An 18276-nucleotide genomic window follows, 5' to 3' on the forward strand; every position below is an offset into this window, starting at 1 on the left:
TTTAAAGTTTTAGATTATAAATTTTCTTTGATAAAGTTAGTCATTTTATTATAAAGCTGAATTCTGGTTGCACCACCATAAATACCGTGGTTTTTATCCGGATATATCTGAGAATCAAATTGTTTGTTTGCCTGAATCAACGCTTCCATCATTTGCATTGAGTTCTGCACATGCACGTTATCATCACCTGATCCGTGAATCAGTAAAAATTTACCTTTTAGTTTACTTACATGGTTTATTGGAGAATTCTGATCATACCCGCTTGCATTTTCCTGCGGAGTCTGCATGTATCTTTCTGTATAAACGCTGTCATAAAAACGCCAGTTGGTTACCGGAGCAACTGCAATTGCCATTTTGAACACATCGTTGCCCTGAAAAATACAGTTCGAAGCCATAAAACCGCCATAACTCCATCCAAAGATTCCAATTCTTGATGCATCCACATAAGGATAAGCCCCAATTACTTTTGCAGCATCAATTTGATCTTCTACTTCGTATTTTCCTAATTCTTTTTGGGTCACTTTTTTGAAATCAGCTCCTTTAAAACCTGTTCCTCTACCATCTACACAAGCTACAATATAACCTTGCTGTGTTAGCGAAGCAAACCAGTAATCATCAGTATTGTTCCAGTCATTGTTTACCTGTTGAGATCCCGGACCAGAATATTGGTACATAAAAACAGGATATTTTTTAGAAGGATCGAAATCTTTTGGTTTCAAAATCCATGCATTCAATTCGTTTCCTTTAGCCGTTTTCAACACAAAGAATTCTTTTGTTGGCAAATTATAATCTTTCAATTTAGCCGCAAGAGCCTGATTGTTTTCGATTACCTGAATCTCTTTACCTGCTTTAGACTCATTTAAAGTATAAGTAGTAGGCTGAGACGCACTTGAGAAAGTAGTAATAAAGAATTGGAAGTTAGGGCTAAAAGTTGCCGCACTTGTTCCGGTTTTTGAAGTTAAACGTACTTTATTTTTTCCGTCTAAAGCAATTCTGTAGATATCTCTGTTGATAGAACCATTTTCTGTAGATTGGTAGAAAATCGTTTTGTTTTTTTCATCGAAACCGTAGTAAGACACTACTTCCCAGTTTCCTTTTGTCACCTGATTTTTAAGCTTTCCGTTTTTGTCATATACATAAATATGATTAAAACCGTCTTTTTCGCTTGTCCAGATAAAGCTATTATCTTTTAAGAAAGTCAAATTGTCTGTAACATCGACATAGGCTTTATCTTTTTCATTCAAAACTACTTTAGCATTTGCTGTAGTTCCGTCTACAAATAACAAATCCAGATTGTCCTGGTGGCGGTTTAAAACCTGAGCCGACAATACATTATTATCATTTGTCCATTGTAATCTTGCTATATAAAAATCATTGTAGTTTCCTAAATTAACTTTTTTAGCCGCATTGCTCGCTACATCATATATATGTAATGAAACTGCTGAGTTTTTTTCTCCCGCTTTTGGATATTTAAATGTCTCAACTGTTGGATATAGATCTTTATGAAACATTGACATCGAAAATTCAGGAACCTGACTTTCATCAAAACGAATATAAGCCAGTTTTTTACTGTCTTTACTCCAGTCAAAAGCCCGGACAAAAGCAAATTCTTCTTCATAAACCCAATCCGTAATACCATTAATAATGGCATTTTTCTTTCCGTCAGTTGTAACGGCAGCCGATTTTTTAGAAGCTACATCATATACATAAAGATTATTTTCTCTTGCATATGCGATCTTAGTTCCGTCAGGGGAGAACGTTGGCTCCTGAACCTGAAAATCAAAAAGCTTTGTCAGGGATTTAGAAGTTATATCGTATAAAAAATAATCTGCTGTAAAGGAGTGACGAAAAATCTTATTTGAATTGCAGGCAATCAGGATCTTTTTTTCAGAAGCATCAAAAGTATAGCTGTCGATTCCGTCTGCAAGCGCTTTATGGTTTTTAGTATCAATTAAATTCGACACTTTTTTCAGGGTTGCAAAGTCGTATAAATCAATCTGCATACTTCTACTGGCCTGATCTACATTTAGAACAGTATATTGATCTGTATTTTTTAGGGATTGCAGCTCATCCATTCCTTTTGCCCTAAATGCACCACTATAAATATTCTCGACAGTAATTTTCTGTTGACCAAAAACGGTAGCAACTAAAAATAAAAGTATTACAGTAATTTTACCTGATTTCATTAGAATTATTTTAAATATAAAAAAGAGCCCAATTTTAGTAAAAAAAATGAACATAATACACATTTTAAGTGTTAAATGTTAAAAAAAATAACGTTTGCGTATTTTCCAAATTTCAAATACATTGCAAACAAAACTCTTAAAATGGTATCTTTGCCGCAACTTTATTATTTAAAATACTGAGAATGAACAACGCTGTTGCCGGATTTTCTAAATTATCCAAAAAAGAAAAAACAAACTGGATCGCCAATACTTACTTTTCAAAGCCTGAAGAAGCACTAAATATTATAAGAAATTACTGGAATTCAGACGAAAAGCTACAACAATTGCATGATGAATTTATAGAAAACACGATTTCAAATTTATATATTCCGCTTGGAGTTGCGCCTAATTTTTTAATCAACGGAAAATACAAAACCATTCCAATGGCCATTGAGGAGAGCTCAGTGGTTGCCGCAGCATCAAAAGCAGCAAAATACTGGTCTACACGCGGCGGTTTTAAAGCAACGGTAATCGACACTGAAAAAATTGGTCAGGTGCATTTTACTTTTAATGGTGATGCAGAAAAACTACAGGCTTTCTTTGATCAAATAAAACCAAAATTTTTCTCTGACACACAAAGCATTACCAAAAACATGCAGCAACGCGGTGGCGGAATTGTAGACATTAAGCTAAAAGACAAAAGAAGCCTACTGGAAAATTACTTTCAGCTTCACGCTACTTTCAAGACTAAGGATAGTATGGGAGCGAATTTTATCAATTCTTGCTTAGAGCAATTTGCAACGACTTTGAAAGATGAATTTCAACATTCTGATTTATTTTCAGAAGATGAAACACTAAAAGTAGTGATGAGTATTTTGTCTAATTATGTTCCTAATTGCATCGTTAGAGCCGAGGTTTCGTGCCCTATTGAAGACTTATCAGAGAAACACATTCCCAATCCACAAGAATTTGCAGAACGTTTTCTACAGGCTGTTCAGATTGCCGAAGTCGAACCTTTTAGAGCCGTAACCCACAATAAAGGCATCATGAACGGAGTTGACGCTGTCATTCTGGCAACCGGAAATGATTTTAGGGCAGTTGAAGCGGGAGTTCATGCTTATGCTTCAAAAAATGGTCAATATGCCAGTTTATCTCATGCAAAAATCGAGAACGGAATTTTTACTTTCTGGCTTGAAATTCCTTTAGCATTAGGAACTGTTGGCGGATTAACATCTTTGCATCCTTTAGTAAAATTGTGTTTTGAAATACTCGAAAAGCCTTCAGCCAAAGAGTTAATGGAAATTGTTGCTGTTGCCGGTTTGGCACAAAACTTTGCCGCATTGCGCTCATTAACCACAACCGGAATTCAGGAAGGCCACATGAAAATGCACCTGAACAACATCATCAACCAATTTGAAGCAACAGATGAAGAACGTCATTTGATTAAATCTCACTTTAAGAAAAATGCCGTTTCACATAGCGCGGTTGTTGAGTTTATCGAAACTATACGCAAATAATTATTCGCTCTGAAACTAGTTGAAGGATAAGGAGCTATTCCCGCTATCCGTTACAATCTTTTGTTTTTCTAAAGAAAAAAACAAAAGGATTTTCACTACTATCGGGGCTAAAAAACACAGCATGAAAACAACTTTTTACAGCAACGGAAAACTTTTAATTACGGGCGAATATTTAGTCTTAGACGGCGCAAGAGCTTTTGCATTACCCACAAAATTTGGACAAGACTTAGTTATCGAAAACAGCTCAAACCAGGAAATTCAATGGAAGAGCTATAATTACGACGAACAGCTTTGGTACGAAGACACTATTTCTTTTGCTGAAATAATTAATAATACCGAAAGCAAAATCGAAACTGTAAAAACGACTTTAATCAATATTTTGCACGAAGCATATCTTCTAAATCCTGGTTTTATAAACAACTCAGAAGGATATAATATCAGCACACAACTTACATTTCCTAAAAATTGGGGATTAGGCACATCATCAACTTTATTGAACAATATTGCTCAGTGGACGAATATAGATGCGTTTACCCTCTTAAAAAATAGTTTCGGAGGCAGTGGTTATGATATTGCCTGCGCTCAAAACGACACGCCAATTGTGTATCGACTGGAACAAAATTTGCCTGTAGTAGAAACGGTTAATTTCAATCCGGATTTTACATCCAGTATCTTTTTCGTTTACCTTAATAAAAAACAGAATAGCAAAACAGCCATTAGCGCTTATTACAACAACAAAAATCAAAACTTAGCGCACAATATTATTGACAACAATAAAATCACAGCTGCCATCCTCAACGCAAAAACACTGAAAGAATTTGCTTTTGCAGTAGAAAAACATGAGATCCATCTGAGCAATATTCTGGAAATACGAACTATTAAAGAGGCTGCTTTTCCTGATTTTAATGGTGTTGTAAAAAGTCTGGGAGCATGGGGAGGCGATTTTGTAATGGTAATTTCAAAAGGGAACCCAACAGCCTATTTTGCCTCAAAAGGATACGAAACGATTCTTACTTACAATGAAATGATATTGATTTAGAAAGATTGTTTTAAAAACAACACACTCAACAACTCAATACTATTATCTGTCTTTTCAAATTTTCAAAACCGAGAAAAGCTTTAAGTCAAAAAAATGTAATCCATAAAAAAACCCGAAACATTCATCTGAACGTTTCGGGTTTTATATTTAAACCTTTATTTACTAAAAACTAGTAATTAAATTGTAATCTGTTATCTTCGATTTTAGCATTGCTTTTTAAAGCTGGTAAAATTCTGCTTGCGTCATTTGCGCTTTGAGCTTTTACTTTAGCAACATACTCAGCATGATTTGCAAGAGCAGGCGCTTTTACTGTACTAATATTTTTTACTACATAAACTCCGGTATTTCCTTCAATTGGAGCAGAGATTTTATTTGCAGTCAATGCGAATGCATTACCAACAACTTTAGGCTCTTGTCCAACTCCACCAGGTAAAACCGGGTTATCCATAGTAACGTCAGCAGCTTGCTGAACTGCAACACCAGCGCTCTTAGCAACAGCTTCTATTGTAGAACCTGTCATTTTAGCTTTTAGCATTTCAGCTTTTTTCTTATTTTTCAAAATTGACTCAACATAAGGTCTTGCTACCGTAACAGAAACTAAACCTGATTTGTTTTCGCTTTTGTATTGAGCAATTACGTGTCCGATGTTAGCGATTTCAAAACGTTTTACGTCTCCAACGCTAGTTTCTTTATCGTAAGCCCATCTAATGATGTTACGTTGGTTTCCTAAAGGACCAAATGCTTCATCCATAGCTTTTGCAGTTACAGGAGGTGCAATTTTTAAACCTAATTCTTTTGCTGTAGCATTGAAATCTTTTTTCTCAGCATCCATTTCAAATTTAGTTGCCAATGTAAATACTTTATCAGAAGTAGCTTCAGATGGCTCGATTTTCTGAGCAATTGTAGCTAAACGAATTCCGTCTTGTTTATCTGTAATTTTGATAATGTGAAATCCAAAAGGAGTTTCTACTAAACCAACTTTTCCAATTCCGTTATTGAATACAAAATCATTGAATGGTTTTACCATTTGGTTTGGACCAAAATAACCTAAATCACCACCTTGTTGTGCAGATGAATCATCAGAGCTTGTAAAAGCTAACATCATGAAACTATCCGGATTTGCCTGAACCTGAGCTAAAATTTCTTCTGCTTTGGCTTTAGCTTCTTCTTTCGTTCTTTTTTCTTTTTGGTTTGGAGTCTGAGATCCTTCGTAACCAATTAAGATATGACTTGCTTTTGCATTAACACCGGCTTTAAATCCTAAAGACTTAGAAATTGCATAGTATCTTCCAAAAACGTACGGTCCGTATATTGCTCCTGCAGGTAAACTGAATAATTTATCAGCATCGATAGCCGGTAAAGCATTTTTAGGTACATAAGTTGAATCGTAAGGAACATCAGAATTTGAGTTTACGAATTCAGCAATATTTGTTGCGTTTCTAAAACCTGGCAAAGTATCATTTTTACCTGTTTTTGCATTGTACTCTACTCTTCCGTTTAATAAAGCAGTGATTTTAGCTTTGATTTCAGCTTCGTCTTCTTTTGAAGCTTTGTCTTCTACTAAAACATATTGAATTTCACGAGTTGCATCCGCTTTGAATTTTTTCTCGTTTTTCTTCATATAATCTACAATTTCTGAATCAGAAATTTTTACATCGCTGTCTTTTATAGAAGAATATAATGCAGCAGCATAAGCAAAGTTTACTTTGTTCGCTTCCATTTCATATTTCAATTTTCCTTCACTGGCTGTAGTATAAAGACCTGCTTTTACTAATGTGCTGTAGATTTGGAATTTTGCATTTAACTCAGCATCTTTTTCTTTTTCAGAAATATATTGTGCTGCCTCAGGATTAGCTTTAAAGTATTCTTTAAATTTAGCTACGTCAAAAGCACCGGCTGCATTTAAAAACATTGGGTTTTTACCAATATTCGGATCTGATTTTAAAACTTCAAGTAAATGTTTTTCACCTACTCTTAATCCTAATTTATCAAACTGAGAAGATAATAATGCGATCGAAACCTCTTGATCCCAAACTCTGTTTGCAGCTTCAGTGGAAGTAATTCCTTGACCACTTTTTTCAACATTACTCACTTTAACTCTAAAGTCTTCAAATGAAATATCTTTTCCGTCGATGCTTCCTACATCTTTTGAACTTTGACCGAAACTTCCTCTAGTGAAAAGATCTTGTATTATAAATGCAAATAATGCAAGTGCAATAACTCCTATCAATAAAGCGGAACGCTGTCTAATTTTTGCTAAAACTGCCATTTTTATTATCGTTAATTTTATATTCAGTTTGCGAAAATACAATTATCTAGTTAATAACAATACAACTAGGGTTTTATTTTACACAATTTTTTTCATTAATTTAAAAAATCACTCTTTTATTGTCAATTTAACCAATTCAATTTTCTTATTTGAAGCTTCTTCAATTACAAAATGATAGCTGTCTATCACTATTTCGTCGCCTTTTTGAGGAATTTCTTTGGTAGAATTAACAATAAAACCGCCTAAGGTTCCGTAAGAATCTTCTTCAGGAATATCCAGCTTATAAGTTTCATTCAGGTATTCGACATCTAATCTGGCAGAAAACAAATACCTGCCTTCACCCAATTCTTTTTCGATCAGCTCTTCTTCATCAGAATCGTGCTCGTCTTCAATCTCTCCAAAAAGCTCTTCTACTATATCTTCTATCGTAATGATTCCTGAGGTCCCTCCGTATTCATCTAAAACAACCGCCACGTTTTTTCTTTTCTTAATCAATAAATTAAGCGCATCTTTTATCAAAATAGTCTGCGGAACAAACTCTACAGTCATTAAAACTGATTTTATCGTTTTTGGTTTTTTAAACAAATCAAACGAATGCACATAACCCACAATATCATCAACTGAGTTCTGACTTACTATGATTTTCGAATAACCTGTTTCGATGAATAATTCTTTAAGATCCGTGATACTGTCAAACAAATCAATATCGACAATTTCCGTACGCGGCGTCATGATATCGCGGGCTTTTACACCTGAGAATTCTAACGCATTCTGAAAGATCTGAATTTCCGAATCGACTTCTTCATCGTCTTCGACAGAATTCATTTGCTCGGTAATATAATTTCCGAGTTCTATTTTACTAAAATACAACTGTACCTGATCGCCTTCTGTCTTGAAAAATTTCTGCAGGACAAAATCCGAAATCCAGATAAAAAAAGTAGAGATATAATAAAACAGCCTATAAAACAGATAGGCCGGAATTGCAAAAAACTTAATTAATGAATTGGCATAAATCTGAAAAAAGACTTTTGGAAAAAACTCTGCTGTTATTAAAACTATAAAAGTTGAAATTACGGTCTGAACTAACAAACTGGTCAGATCAGAAAAATGAAATCCTAAATTGACAATACATTTTAGAATTAAATCCCCCATATAAAAGCCATAAACTACCAATGCTACATTGTTGCCAATAAGCATTGCAGCAATAAACTTTGAAGGATTCTCAGTAAGTTTCGTTAAGATTTGTGATAAAAAATTATCTTGTTTTTTTTCTATTTCAAGATAAATTTTATTCGAGGAAACAAAAGCTATTTCCATTCCTGAAAAAAATGCCGATAGTATTAAACATAGTATTATAATACTAATTTCCATTTTTTACTGTTTTTTGTTACGATCATCGAATTTCCTGGCAAATCTTCTTCTGAAGAAAAACATAAAAATCGCCATACCTGAAATAATAAAACTCAGCGTGGCACCATCATTGCCTTCGTTTATCTTTGTAACTCCGTCATAGATAAAGTAAACTGCAAATGCCAAGTAAACGTATTGTGTATATTTTAAATAACCCATAATTATATTTTTTCGTCTGATTCTATTTCGCCACTTACACGTTGCGAATTAATCACTTTAAAATCTTTACTAAAATCAATTCCCTGACCATAAGAAACCCCTTTTGCATCGGTCAGCTTAAACTTTCTTTCGGTATAAAACCACTCGTTTTTCTGATCAAAATACAATTGCTCCGTTTCAAGTATCTGCCCTGTTTCTGATGTAATCTTCACTTTTCCCTGCAAATCTATTATGCCGGTTGGCTTGTATGAGACTGCATAATTTGACACTATAAAAGTACGCTTTTGTTTTTTATCATATAACGTAACATCGATTCCTTTTGGAAATTCCGTAAAAGGAAATTCCAAATTAGAATAATCTAACATTTTTGGACTTTTAAGAACTCCTGTAATCAGTCCGGAATCAGTATATCTAATATTAACAGTATCTGCATCACTTCCGGGAACAAACTCTGAGAAGTTAATTTTCTGAACTTCCTTAAAATTACTTTCGCATCCAAAAAACAGTGTCACAGTAAAAACTGTGACAGCCGCTATAATATATCTCTTTGGTAAATTCATTTGCCAAATGTAGTAAATTGTATGAGCTTAAAAAAGCGCAAAAGTGTATCTTTAGTTGAATTTACTTTTCACAAACCATCTGTCATTGAAAGAAAAACTCAAACTAAAGTTGAAATAATTCTCCTGAATTAAATCTGCAGAGGTTGTTCCTCTTTTACCAAACTCTAAACCAACGTTTACATTTGAGAAAGATCCGTTACCAAGAGGAATCCCGGCACCTAAGCTCATTCCAACATCATTGATTGATTCGTTATTGACAACAAGGCCCAGTTTCTCGTATTTTAATCCGGCTCTATAGGTAATTCTGCTTAAATGACTGGTAAATGAAGCATAATTAGGGATATAATATCCTCCTATTGCATATTTCTGATACTTTTCATAACGCACATTATCTGCTGCATTGTAATAATTGGCAAGTTGTCCGTTACCCTGAAAAGCAAGTGTAGTACCTACTAACCATTTTCTTGCCTCACCTATACCTGCACCCAATGTAATTTTATTTGGCAGTTTTAGATTGGTTTCAATTGCCGGGCCTAAATAAGGGTCCGGATCACCATCTACCGCAATAACTCTTGTACTGTTTGAATTTAATGTACTTGCAAAAGTATAGCTCAAACTCGTGAACAAGCTTAGTTTTTTATCAATTTTTGTTTGATACATTGTACCAATATTAAAACTAACACCTGACAATTCAGAAGTATTCGTTTCCTGAGTACCGTTTTGAATTCCTGTAGCAAGCTCTACACTGGTAGTTGTAATTTTACCAAAATTATATTGTGCATCAGCTCCAATATTCCACTTCGGTGTGATTTTATATCCTAAACCGGCAAACACTTTATTGACTCCGCCTTTTCCCTGAAGCTGTGAACTTGTTCCGTCTACTACAGCTGTCTGATCATTTAGAATTTTATACCCAACTGAAGTTACAGGCACTAAACCAAACGCTGCACCAAATTTCCCCATTGGGATTCCCAATGCCAAATAATCGAAAGTAGACCTTTGTGCTTTTGCAGATTCATCAGTAGTTTTTAAAGTATTTGAGCCAAAAGTTCCTCCAACAGTAAAAACAGTTTGTCTTAAACTAGCGTAACTGGATGGGTTTTCAATATTCAAATGGATACTATCCTGCTCTACCGAAACTCCTGCCATAGACCTATTTTCAAGAGTTCCTTTAAATCTGACATCTCCAATTCCGAAGAAAGAATAAGGAGAAGCAGTACCCTGTTGAGCAAATGAAACGAACGAGATAAGCAAACAAGCGCTTACTATAATTTTTTTAATCATTGTCGATTTTATATTGAAATGTTTGGTTCAAACTTTCTAAAAGGAAATTTGAATTGGCAAATATGGTATTTTTTAATCGTTTAGCCAAAAAAACTGCATCACCTCCCGTTAAAATTATTATAAAATTTGAAAAGTTTGCCCGATATTCATCGATAAAACCGTCAATCTCATAGACGAACCCATTCACAACGCCGGAATGAATGGCTTGTGCTGTTGAGTTTCCTATATACAACTCAGGCACCTCAAAAGCCAGCAAAGGCAGTTTAGCCGTGTAATTATGTAATGCTTCGTAACGCAATCGCAGACCCGGAGAGATGGCTCCGCCCAAATAATTATCATTTTCGTCGATGAAATCGTAGGTAATGCAAGTTCCGGCATCAATTACTAATCTGTTTTGCTTAGGAAACTGCAGGGTTGCTCCCGAAGCCAAAACCATCCTGTCGATCCCTAACGTTTTTGGGGTCGCATATTTATTTACAAAAGGATAAACATCTTCGTGGGTTAAAAAATGAATGTTTAACTCGTTTTCGAAAGCCAAAAAGGATTGCTTTTCGACGTTTCCGACTGAAGCAACAACCAAATCAGAACAGTTTGGAAATTTTTTTAAAATTTTTTCAATTTTTTTTTCAAGCTCATTTTTCTCAAAAACAAAATTTTCAAGAACAGTACTTCCCTCAAATACAGCCGCTTTAATCCGGGTATTTCCAACATCAACCGTTAAAATCATCTTTACTTTTTTATCAGTGCGAAGATACGAATTGATTTTTTTAAAAAAATGTTTTGGATAAATGAAAAATGATTCTATCTTTGCACCCGCAATCAGCACGGTGCCTTAGCTCAGATGGTAGAGCAATGGACTGAAAATCCATGTGTCCCTGGTTCGATCCCTGGAGGCACCACCGTTAAAACCCGAATAGCAATATTCGGGTTTTTTGTTTTATAGCCTTTTGGGCAAATTCCAAAGTTTTACCGCAAGGTTCGCTTAGATTTTTACCTAAGGTTATGTTGAGAAAACACAAAGTTCGCAAAGCTTTATGATAAAGCTTTGCGAACTTTGTGTTTTTACTTTGCAATCTTTGCGGTTATTTTTTTTCAATTAAATATGGTTTCGAAAAAAAATTATTGATGAAACACAGAAACTGCAGGAAAATAATATCCTGAAAAATTTACAGATCCTGTTTTAGCTCCTGAATTGGCGTTGAACAAATAAAGATTATTGATCGCGAAATTCGCACCAAAACCTTCATTTACCGTATTTACCACCAAAGTATTTTTCTTTCGGTCATAACCAATTCCTGCACCATATAAGATATTCGAATCAGTTAAAGTGATAAAAGGTGTGGTCAATGACTCTGGAGTTCCATTGTATTTATACACTTGTTTACCACCGCTAAAACTGCCGTTTTTAGCAATAAAAACATCATTTTTAGCAGCTGCTATAGATCCCGGATGCCATGCTCCCCAGCTTCCGTAAGCCTGAAAACCTAATGCAATTTCTTTTACTTCAAGCGTATTCGAATCTATGCTGATAAGATTTTTACCTCCTGCTGCCCATACTTTTTTATCATCGGTAACAGCAAATCCTAAAACGATACCCGGAATAGTTTTTTCGACTGCCAATGTTGAAGCATTAATAACAATCACCCCTTTTAAAGCTGACAACGCAAAAATATAACCGTTAGCCTTAACAATATCGCCTACCTGACCTGTAATACCTTCGATTTGCCCATTTACCTCCATCGTATTCAGATCAAGTTTAAATATCCCTTTACCGGCAGTCAGCAGGGCGTGGTTTTCGTCAATACCTACTACTGCACGCCAGTCATTTCCACCTTTAGCCGGAATTCTTTTTTCTTCTTTTAATGAATAAGCATCTGCTACTACAACTGGTCCGCCAACTTTAGAAACTAAAAATAGTTTTTTATTTATCAGGGCCCCGAATTCTAATGTAGACGATGCCGGTTTTAAATCCTTATCCGGATTTACTTTTACAAAAACACTGTCTTCTATGGCTTTTGTATCATATCTATAAAACCCTACTGTTCCCGTTCCGTGACCAAACCAGCCTTCATTGATCATAAAGAAACCATTTTCATACGCTCCGTAAGTATGAATATCATAGGCAAGAGACACTTTTCCGCCATCATTTTTAGCGGTCATTGTAATTTTAAAATCACCTCTGGCTACTGGTTTAAAAATATAAGTAGAATCAGACCCTACAACATTTCCATTTACAGTCCATTCAAAGGAAACATTTTTTCTGTCTGCTAATTTTGAGCTTAATTGAAGTGTTTTTCCAATGGTTAAAGTATCTTTCAATTGCTGTTCACCTTTTATTACAGGAGGCGCTGTAAAATCATCATCATTATTACATGAAACTGTAAGCATCATCAAAGAGGCAATTGCAATTAATGGCCTGGAAAAAAATTGATTTTTCATTATTAAATATTTAAAATTATACTACTTAAATGTTTAAATCGAAATGCAAGCTACTCTGCCCAAAGTTGTATAAACAAACTTTTGCAAAAGCACAGCATAATGCACGACGATACGTTTTAATGATTTTTTTAGTGGAGAAAAAGAAAACATCGAAAAGAAAAACTTCCAGAAGGAAATTGCTTTTACAATATCATATTTGTAGAAAAAAAATCTCATAAACTCTATTTTGGCTTACGAGAATAGAATAGCAAAACGATACCATTATCACACAATGTGAAAAGTATTGTTCCTGACTCAAGCTTCAATCCCCGAAAGCTATTTATTACTATAAAAATGGCAGGTCTTCTGACTTGCTCCCTACACCCAAGCCTTCCCTTTCTTAATGAAAAGTGACATATCAATGGGTTTCAGTTCATGAGCTTACAGCTGCGGGACAGTTTTGGATTTACACCAAATTCCCTTTTAATGTCAATATTGAATCAATATGACAACCATTTCCTGTTTTAAAATTTGAGCTGCAAAACTAGCGTTTTCTTTCTTAATAAAACAATAGTTCTTTATTTTAAAGGGCTTCAGCATATGGTTAAGCTACAATTTGTTTTGAATTATGAAGCTTTGATTCAGCCAATAAATGTTTAATCAACAATTAAATTATTTTTGTTAAAAAAGTATCAAATAAATAAAAAAATATCTTTTATATTCGTTAAAAAATATTTTATAGTTTTATTTATTATCAAGTATACAAATTTAGTTTATGAGCAAAACTTCTACAAAAGGCATTTGGAAAGTAATTTCAGCCTCCTCAATGGGTACGATGATTGAATGGTATGATTTCTATATTTTTGGGAGTTTAGCCGTGGTAATTTCGACTAAATTCTTTCCAAGTGACAATCCCACCGCCGCATTTTTATCGACTTTAGCCACTTTTGCAGCAGGATTTGTGGTTCGGCCTTTTGGCGCATTATTCTTTGGAAGACTTGGCGATATCATTGGCCGGAAATATACTTTTATGGCGACACTATTATTAATGGGCGGATCTACTTTTTTAATAGGCTGTATTCCAAGTTATGAAACGATTGGCTTTATGGCCCCCTTATTAGTTTTAATTTTGCGTTTACTACAAGGACTTGCTCTTGGCGGAGAATACGGAGGCGCGGCCACTTATGTTGCTGAACATGCTCCTGTAGGGCAAAAAGGATACTGGACTTCCTGGATTCAGACCACGGCAACGGTAGGTTTATTTATTTCTTTAATGGTAATCTTAGCCACAAAAAATGCCCTTTCTCCGGCAGACTTTGACTCCTGGGGATGGCGCGTTCCGTTTTGGGTTTCTATTGTAATGGTAGGGGTTTCGTACCTTATTCGCAAAAACATGGACGAGTCTCCTGTATTTGCAAAAGCTAAAAAAGAAGGTACCACAAGTACAAATCCGCTAAAGGAAAGCTTTGGAAACAGATATAACCTAAAATTTGTTTTACTGGCATTATTTGGTGCAACAATGGGGCAAGGTGTTGTTTGGTATACCGGACAGTTTTACGCCATGAGTTTCATGAAAACTGTAATGAATGTAGATTCGTCTCAGGTTGATACCTTACTGGGGATTGCCTTATTAATGGGAACTCCGTTTTTTATCTTTTTTGGATGGTTAAGCGACAAAGTAGGACGAAAATACATCATGATGAGCGGCATGTTACTCGCAATTTTGTTTTACAGGCCCATTTATAAAATGATGTATAACACGACGGATGTGAACTACAAAACTGAAATCACTGAAAAAACAATCCAAAATACTGAGACAAATAAAAATAATGACAAAATAACTTCTGTTTCAAAAACCTATACTGACGGAACTACGTATATCGAAAAGAAAACAGATTTTGCAGATAAAAAGGAGGCTCAGACCCATATTTCAGTCAACATCAATTCAAGCGATGAATGGACTTTAATTTTTCTGGTATTTATTCAGGTTTTGTTTGTCACTATGGTCTATGGACCAATTGCAGCATTTTTAGTCGAAATGTTTCCAACAAAAATCAGATACACATCAATGTCCCTGCCCTATCATGTTGGAAATGGTATTTTTGGAGGTTTACTGCCTGCTATTTCGACTTATTTTGTTACACATGCCAAACAAGCCGGAAAACCGGATTTTTATCTTGACGGACTCTGGTATCCTATTATTATAGCATCTGTTTGCTTTGTAATTGGAATGATTTATATCGATAATAAAAACAAAACGAATCACCTTTAATACAATAACTATGAATACGATCAAACAAATTTTAGGTGTTTTATGGATTATCCTTGCAGCTGCAGCCGCTTATTTTTGTGTCTTTGAATTTGGCTTACCTAAACTTCTTTCTGACCAGCAGGACGATTTGGTATTTGGTATCATTATCCTTTTTATCCTTACTCCGTTAATTGTTTTAGGCTTGGGAACTTTTGGTTATTTTGCGGTAATTGGGGAATATAATGATAAGAAGAAATAGCAAAAAATCACATGAGAAAAGGGCTGTCTACATGATGTAGAACAGCCCTTTTGCATTACTAACCAAACCAAAATCTTTTACTTAGTAAGTATATTTTAATTCATCTTTATCAAAAATTCATTACCGGAGTTTCACAGATTGACTTTGCTTCTTTCCCGAAACCAGTTATAGTAAAAAAGGACTACCTATACAGATAGTCCTTTATAATTTTAATAAAACTACTCCTGATTTGGAATCATTAAGTAGCTTCCGTCTAAATCATTGAAATAAATAACATATTTAGATTTTTCTACAGGTATGTTTTCACCATTACCGCCTCCTGAGAAAGCAGTATCTCCACCCCAGGCAACATCCCAACTGTCATTTGCTCTAAACTTAAGTCCACCATCTTTCAAAGCAGTTACTCCAAGGCTCCATGCGTGCTTGTTGAAAGTAGAGTTTACCATAGGTGTCGAAGCATCCCAGTCTTTTGGCGTACTATCTCCGATAATTCCAACAGTTGTATTCGTTTTTGCAGCAGAATCATTATAAGGCACTAATGTATACGTTAAAACTTTCGTATTAAATTGAAAAGTATAATATCCATCCGCCGGAATTGTAAATTCACCTGCGTTACTGTTTATTTCAATAGCATCACTTCCGGCTTTCCCTAATTGAGAAGCCCAACTTCCTTTTTCAGAAATCAACTTAAAATTACCCGCTTTAAAAAAACCTGTAAATTTATACAGATCTGCATTTTTTCCATCTCTATACATCGGTTGGTGTTTCGTATCAGCATTGTTGTCCCAACCACCATCTACAGCAGCTCCCACTAAATACCAATCTGTAAAATTGTATGCCACTCTTCCTGAGTAAGGCGTTACACTGATTGTAACAGCTTTAGATATTTGAGGAACTCCTCCTGAAATATCCGAAGAAACTTTTACGTCAAACTGAGATGCTACATCTGTTGGGCCACCTAAATCAATTGCTGCCTGATTTAAATCTTTAACCAATACTGAAACTTCAGTAATATTGCTCGTTGTTTCAAGGGTTATTGCTTTTGTAAAGTCACCGCCTTTTTTATCAATTAACAACTTATATTTCAGCACTACAGTAGCAGAATATACAGCTTTTGACCATGTGAATTTGTCCGCGACATCTCCTGCATGATCTGCATCTAAAACAAATTCTTTTCCTGTTGCAGGTGCAGTTATTTCAGGAGCTGTTACAGCCTCAACAATTGGCCTGTTGTCTACAGCATCAGCATTACATGAAACCGCCAATACACCAATAAATGCGATTAAAATTTTATATATATTTTTCATTTTACTATTTTATAAAGGTGTTAGTATCCTGGATTTTGCTTCAATGTTGGATTTGCCTGAATAGTTCTGGCAGGAATAGGCATTAAATCTCTGAATGATTCCGTCGATGTACCAGCCATAACGCCACCTTTCCATTGCCAGATTTTAGATCCTCCGGTAAATTTCCCAAAACGAATTAAATCTGTTCTTCTGTGACATTCCCAAAACAATTCACGCCCTCTTTCCGCAAGTAGAAAATCAAGAGTCAAATCTCCTGCAGTAATATTTGTTGCACCGGCTCTGTTTCTAATTTGGTTAATATACCCTACAGCAGTACCTACATTACCTGTACTAGCACCTCTTACCGTAGCTTCAGCATACATCAAATAAGCATCAGATAACCTGAACATTGGAAAATCAGTATCCGGAACATCTGGTCTTTGCGCTTTTGATCCGTCAGAGTTTACATTGATGAACTTTGTTACAGCATAACCATCTGTAAAAGTTGATACATTATTAATATCTAAAGACTGACCATCTGTATAAAATGTCCCTCTTTTATCTCCGGTTGCAGTAGCATCAGGAAAAAGAGCCACAAACTCTTTACGAGCTCTGGTTCCCTGCCATCCACCATCCATACCCTGATCAGCAGAGTCCATACTACCACCAATAGAAGCGTGAATGATAAAACTCATTCCTCCACCTACAGCTCTGATAGCATTACCATCACTAATGATAGGAAAAATAAACTCACTTTGCGCTCCATTTCTATTATTGTCTGAAGAGAATAAATATCTGTAAGGAACATTTGCAAAAGTATACCCTGAAGCAGTAATGATTTCATTACACAATGCTGCTGCTTCATTATTTTTTTCTACTCCTATGTATACTTTAGCATTTAAATAAACTTGCGCCAACAAAAATTTAGCAGCTGTTTTATCAACTCTTCCATATTCATTCGTTTTTGAATCGGCTAAAGTTTTATCCATGTCTTTTAATTCAGCTTCAACAAAAGCAAAAACTTCTGCTCTTGTTTTTTGTACCGGATAAAATAACCCAACCGGGTCAGCTTCAGTAGTAATAGGCACACCTCCAAATAAATCCATTAGATTATAGTAGGAGAATGCTCTTAAAAAGCGAGCTTCAGCTCTAAAAGTTGCAATTTCAGCTTTCAGGTTAGCATCAACTCCTCTTGCATTCAATTTTTCCTCTGTAGTTTGTCTTAAAAACTCATTCGCAACACTAATTTCATAGAATGCTCGTGAGTACGCACCTGCCAAAAATTCATTTGCAGGAGCCCAATTTTGTGTATTTAAAGTAGGCAAAGCACCATCAGCCCATCCAATAATTGCCTCATCAGTAGGCAGTTCCTGCACCACAAAAAGCAATCTTAAGTAACTACTAAAGTCTCCACCAAGCCCCGCAATATCCGGTTTACCATCTCCGTCATTACCTCCTACATATAAACCTGCGTATAATTTTGCCAATACTTGTTTGTATGAAGCCGGGTCCTCAAAAAAGGTCTCAGATAAAAATTCGTTTTTATCACGAGGCGTCACATCTAAGTCGCCAGTACACGAAGTAAGCGTCATATTGAACCCTAATATGAATAGGATAAAATAAGATATATGTTTAAATGATATTTTCATTTTATTTCTT

The 18276-nt window shown here is 35.2% G+C and carries 15 protein-coding genes, 1 tRNA gene and 1 riboswitch; of the genes, 5 read left to right on the forward strand and 11 right to left on the reverse strand.

The genetic code is table 11. From position 1 onward, the window contains the following. Positions 1-14: 14 nt before the first annotated feature. Positions 15-2186, reverse strand: coding sequence for a S9 family peptidase (locus B0A67_RS17265; protein WP_072954935.1), 2172 nt, complete (start codon positions 2184-2186; stop codon positions 15-17). 182 nt (positions 2187-2368) lie between these two features. Here B0A67_RS17265 and B0A67_RS17270 point away from each other — a divergent pair, with 182 nt between their 5' ends. Both B0A67_RS17270 and B0A67_RS17275 read left to right on the forward strand, forming a co-directional pair. After that, on the forward strand, positions 2369-3682 hold the full coding sequence (locus tag B0A67_RS17270; RefSeq protein WP_072954938.1) for a hydroxymethylglutaryl-CoA reductase, degradative: 1314 nt from the start codon (positions 2369-2371) through the stop codon (positions 3680-3682). 121 nt (positions 3683-3803) lie between these two features. Continuing rightward, positions 3804-4721, forward strand: coding sequence for a GYDIA family GHMP kinase (locus tag B0A67_RS17275; protein ID WP_072954941.1), 918 nt, complete (start codon positions 3804-3806; stop codon positions 4719-4721). 169 nt (positions 4722-4890) lie between these two features. Here the strand turns inward: B0A67_RS17275 and B0A67_RS17280 are convergent, their stop codons facing one another. The 6 genes from B0A67_RS17280 to B0A67_RS17305 all read right to left on the reverse strand — a co-directional run bounded on the left by B0A67_RS17280 (position 4891) and on the right by B0A67_RS17305 (position 11130). Then, complete coding sequence (locus B0A67_RS17280; protein WP_072954944.1) at positions 4891-6990, reverse strand: peptidylprolyl isomerase; 2100 nt, start codon at positions 6988-6990, stop codon at positions 4891-4893. A gap of 108 nt (positions 6991-7098) precedes the next feature. Beyond that, positions 7099-8361 carry a hemolysin family protein gene (locus B0A67_RS17285; protein WP_072954947.1) on the reverse strand — a complete coding sequence of 421 codons (1263 nt, stop codon included), beginning with the start codon at positions 8359-8361 and terminating at the stop codon, positions 7099-7101. Between the two features lie 3 nt (positions 8362-8364). Then, positions 8365-8559 (reverse strand): hypothetical protein, encoded by a 195-nt coding sequence (locus B0A67_RS17290; RefSeq protein WP_072954950.1) that lies wholly within the window; start codon positions 8557-8559, stop codon positions 8365-8367. A 2-nt stretch (positions 8560-8561) separates the two neighbouring features. Beyond that, on the reverse strand, positions 8562-9119 hold the full coding sequence (lptC, locus tag B0A67_RS17295; protein ID WP_072954953.1) for an LPS export ABC transporter periplasmic protein LptC: 558 nt from the start codon (positions 9117-9119) through the stop codon (positions 8562-8564). 51 nt (positions 9120-9170) lie between these two features. Beyond that, entirely contained in the window at positions 9171-10403 is a 1233-nt protein-coding gene (locus tag B0A67_RS17300) for a hypothetical protein (protein WP_072954956.1), read from the reverse strand. Beyond that, a complete protein-coding gene (locus B0A67_RS17305; RefSeq protein WP_072955571.1) occupies positions 10396-11130 on the reverse strand; it encodes a type III pantothenate kinase in 735 nt (244 codons plus the stop codon). Before B0A67_RS17305 ends, B0A67_RS17300 begins: the two co-directional genes overlap by 8 nt. Before the next feature lie 99 nt (positions 11131-11229). Here B0A67_RS17305 and B0A67_RS17310 point away from each other — a divergent pair. Then, positions 11230-11302: transfer RNA gene (locus B0A67_RS17310), tRNA-Phe, on the forward strand. A 220-nt stretch (positions 11303-11522) separates the two neighbouring features. On the opposite strand, the gene B0A67_RS17315 is transcribed toward B0A67_RS17310, so the two are convergent. Together B0A67_RS17315 and B0A67_RS17320 are read right to left on the reverse strand one after the other, a co-directional pair. Then, positions 11523-12842, reverse strand: a complete 1320-nt coding sequence (locus B0A67_RS17315) for a DUF5074 domain-containing protein (RefSeq protein WP_072954960.1) — start codon at positions 12840-12842, stop codon at positions 11523-11525. Positions 12843-12875: 33 nt separating this feature from the next. Then, positions 12876-13058: a hypothetical protein gene (locus B0A67_RS17320; protein ID WP_072954963.1), complete on the reverse strand. Its 183-nt coding sequence runs from the start codon at positions 13056-13058 to the stop codon at positions 12876-12878. 102 nt (positions 13059-13160) lie between these two features. Then, a riboswitch (cobalamin riboswitch) is annotated at positions 13161-13353 on the reverse strand. A gap of 243 nt (positions 13354-13596) precedes the next feature. Here B0A67_RS17320 and B0A67_RS17325 point away from each other — a divergent pair. Beyond that, on the forward strand, positions 13597-15093 hold the full coding sequence (locus B0A67_RS17325) for an MFS transporter (RefSeq protein ID WP_072954967.1): 1497 nt from the start codon (positions 13597-13599) through the stop codon (positions 15091-15093). A 10-nt stretch (positions 15094-15103) separates the two neighbouring features. Next, on the forward strand, positions 15104-15331 hold the full coding sequence (locus tag B0A67_RS17330) for a DUF6814 family protein (protein WP_072954970.1): 228 nt from the start codon (positions 15104-15106) through the stop codon (positions 15329-15331). 218 nt (positions 15332-15549) lie between these two features. Here B0A67_RS17330 and B0A67_RS17335 read toward each other — a convergent pair whose 3' ends face one another. Together B0A67_RS17335 and B0A67_RS17340 are read right to left on the reverse strand one after the other, a co-directional pair. Beyond that, entirely contained in the window at positions 15550-16638 is a 1089-nt protein-coding gene (locus B0A67_RS17335) for a SusE domain-containing protein (RefSeq protein ID WP_072954973.1), read from the reverse strand. Positions 16639-16658: 20 nt separating this feature from the next. Next, positions 16659-18266, reverse strand: coding sequence for a RagB/SusD family nutrient uptake outer membrane protein (locus tag B0A67_RS17340; RefSeq protein ID WP_072955575.1), 1608 nt, complete (start codon positions 18264-18266; stop codon positions 16659-16661). Positions 18267-18276: the final 10 nt, after the last annotated feature.

The sequence above is a fragment of the Flavobacterium aquidurense genome (genome assembly GCF_002217195.1).
GTDB lineage: Bacteria > Bacteroidota > Bacteroidia > Flavobacteriales > Flavobacteriaceae > Flavobacterium > Flavobacterium frigidimaris.

Coding starts and splice junctions, on each gene's coding strand:
- B0A67_RS17265 (WP_072954935.1), bottom strand. CDS start 2,186: ATGAAATCAGGTAAAATTACTGTAATACTTTTATTTTTAGTTGCTACC.
- B0A67_RS17270 (WP_072954938.1), top strand. CDS start 2,369: ATGAACAACGCTGTTGCCGGATTTTCTAAATTATCCAAAAAAGAAAAA.
- B0A67_RS17275 (WP_072954941.1), top strand. CDS start 3,804: ATGAAAACAACTTTTTACAGCAACGGAAAACTTTTAATTACGGGCGAA.
- B0A67_RS17280 (WP_072954944.1), bottom strand. CDS start 6,990: ATGGCAGTTTTAGCAAAAATTAGACAGCGTTCCGCTTTATTGATAGGA.
- B0A67_RS17285 (WP_072954947.1), bottom strand. CDS start 8,361: ATGGAAATTAGTATTATAATACTATGTTTAATACTATCGGCATTTTTT.
- B0A67_RS17290 (WP_072954950.1), bottom strand. CDS start 8,559: ATGGGTTATTTAAAATATACACAATACGTTTACTTGGCATTTGCAGTT.
- lptC (WP_072954953.1), bottom strand. CDS start 9,119: ATGAATTTACCAAAGAGATATATTATAGCGGCTGTCACAGTTTTTACT.
- B0A67_RS17300 (WP_072954956.1), bottom strand. CDS start 10,403: ATGATTAAAAAAATTATAGTAAGCGCTTGTTTGCTTATCTCGTTCGTT.
- B0A67_RS17305 (WP_072955571.1), bottom strand. CDS start 11,130: ATGATTTTAACGGTTGATGTTGGAAATACCCGGATTAAAGCGGCTGTA.
- B0A67_RS17315 (WP_072954960.1), bottom strand. CDS start 12,842: ATGAAAAATCAATTTTTTTCCAGGCCATTAATTGCAATTGCCTCTTTG.
- B0A67_RS17320 (WP_072954963.1), bottom strand. CDS start 13,058: ATGAGATTTTTTTTCTACAAATATGATATTGTAAAAGCAATTTCCTTC.
- B0A67_RS17325 (WP_072954967.1), top strand. CDS start 13,597: ATGAGCAAAACTTCTACAAAAGGCATTTGGAAAGTAATTTCAGCCTCC.
- B0A67_RS17330 (WP_072954970.1), top strand. CDS start 15,104: ATGAATACGATCAAACAAATTTTAGGTGTTTTATGGATTATCCTTGCA.
- B0A67_RS17335 (WP_072954973.1), bottom strand. CDS start 16,638: ATGAAAAATATATATAAAATTTTAATCGCATTTATTGGTGTATTGGCG.
- B0A67_RS17340 (WP_072955575.1), bottom strand. CDS start 18,266: ATGAAAATATCATTTAAACATATATCTTATTTTATCCTATTCATATTA.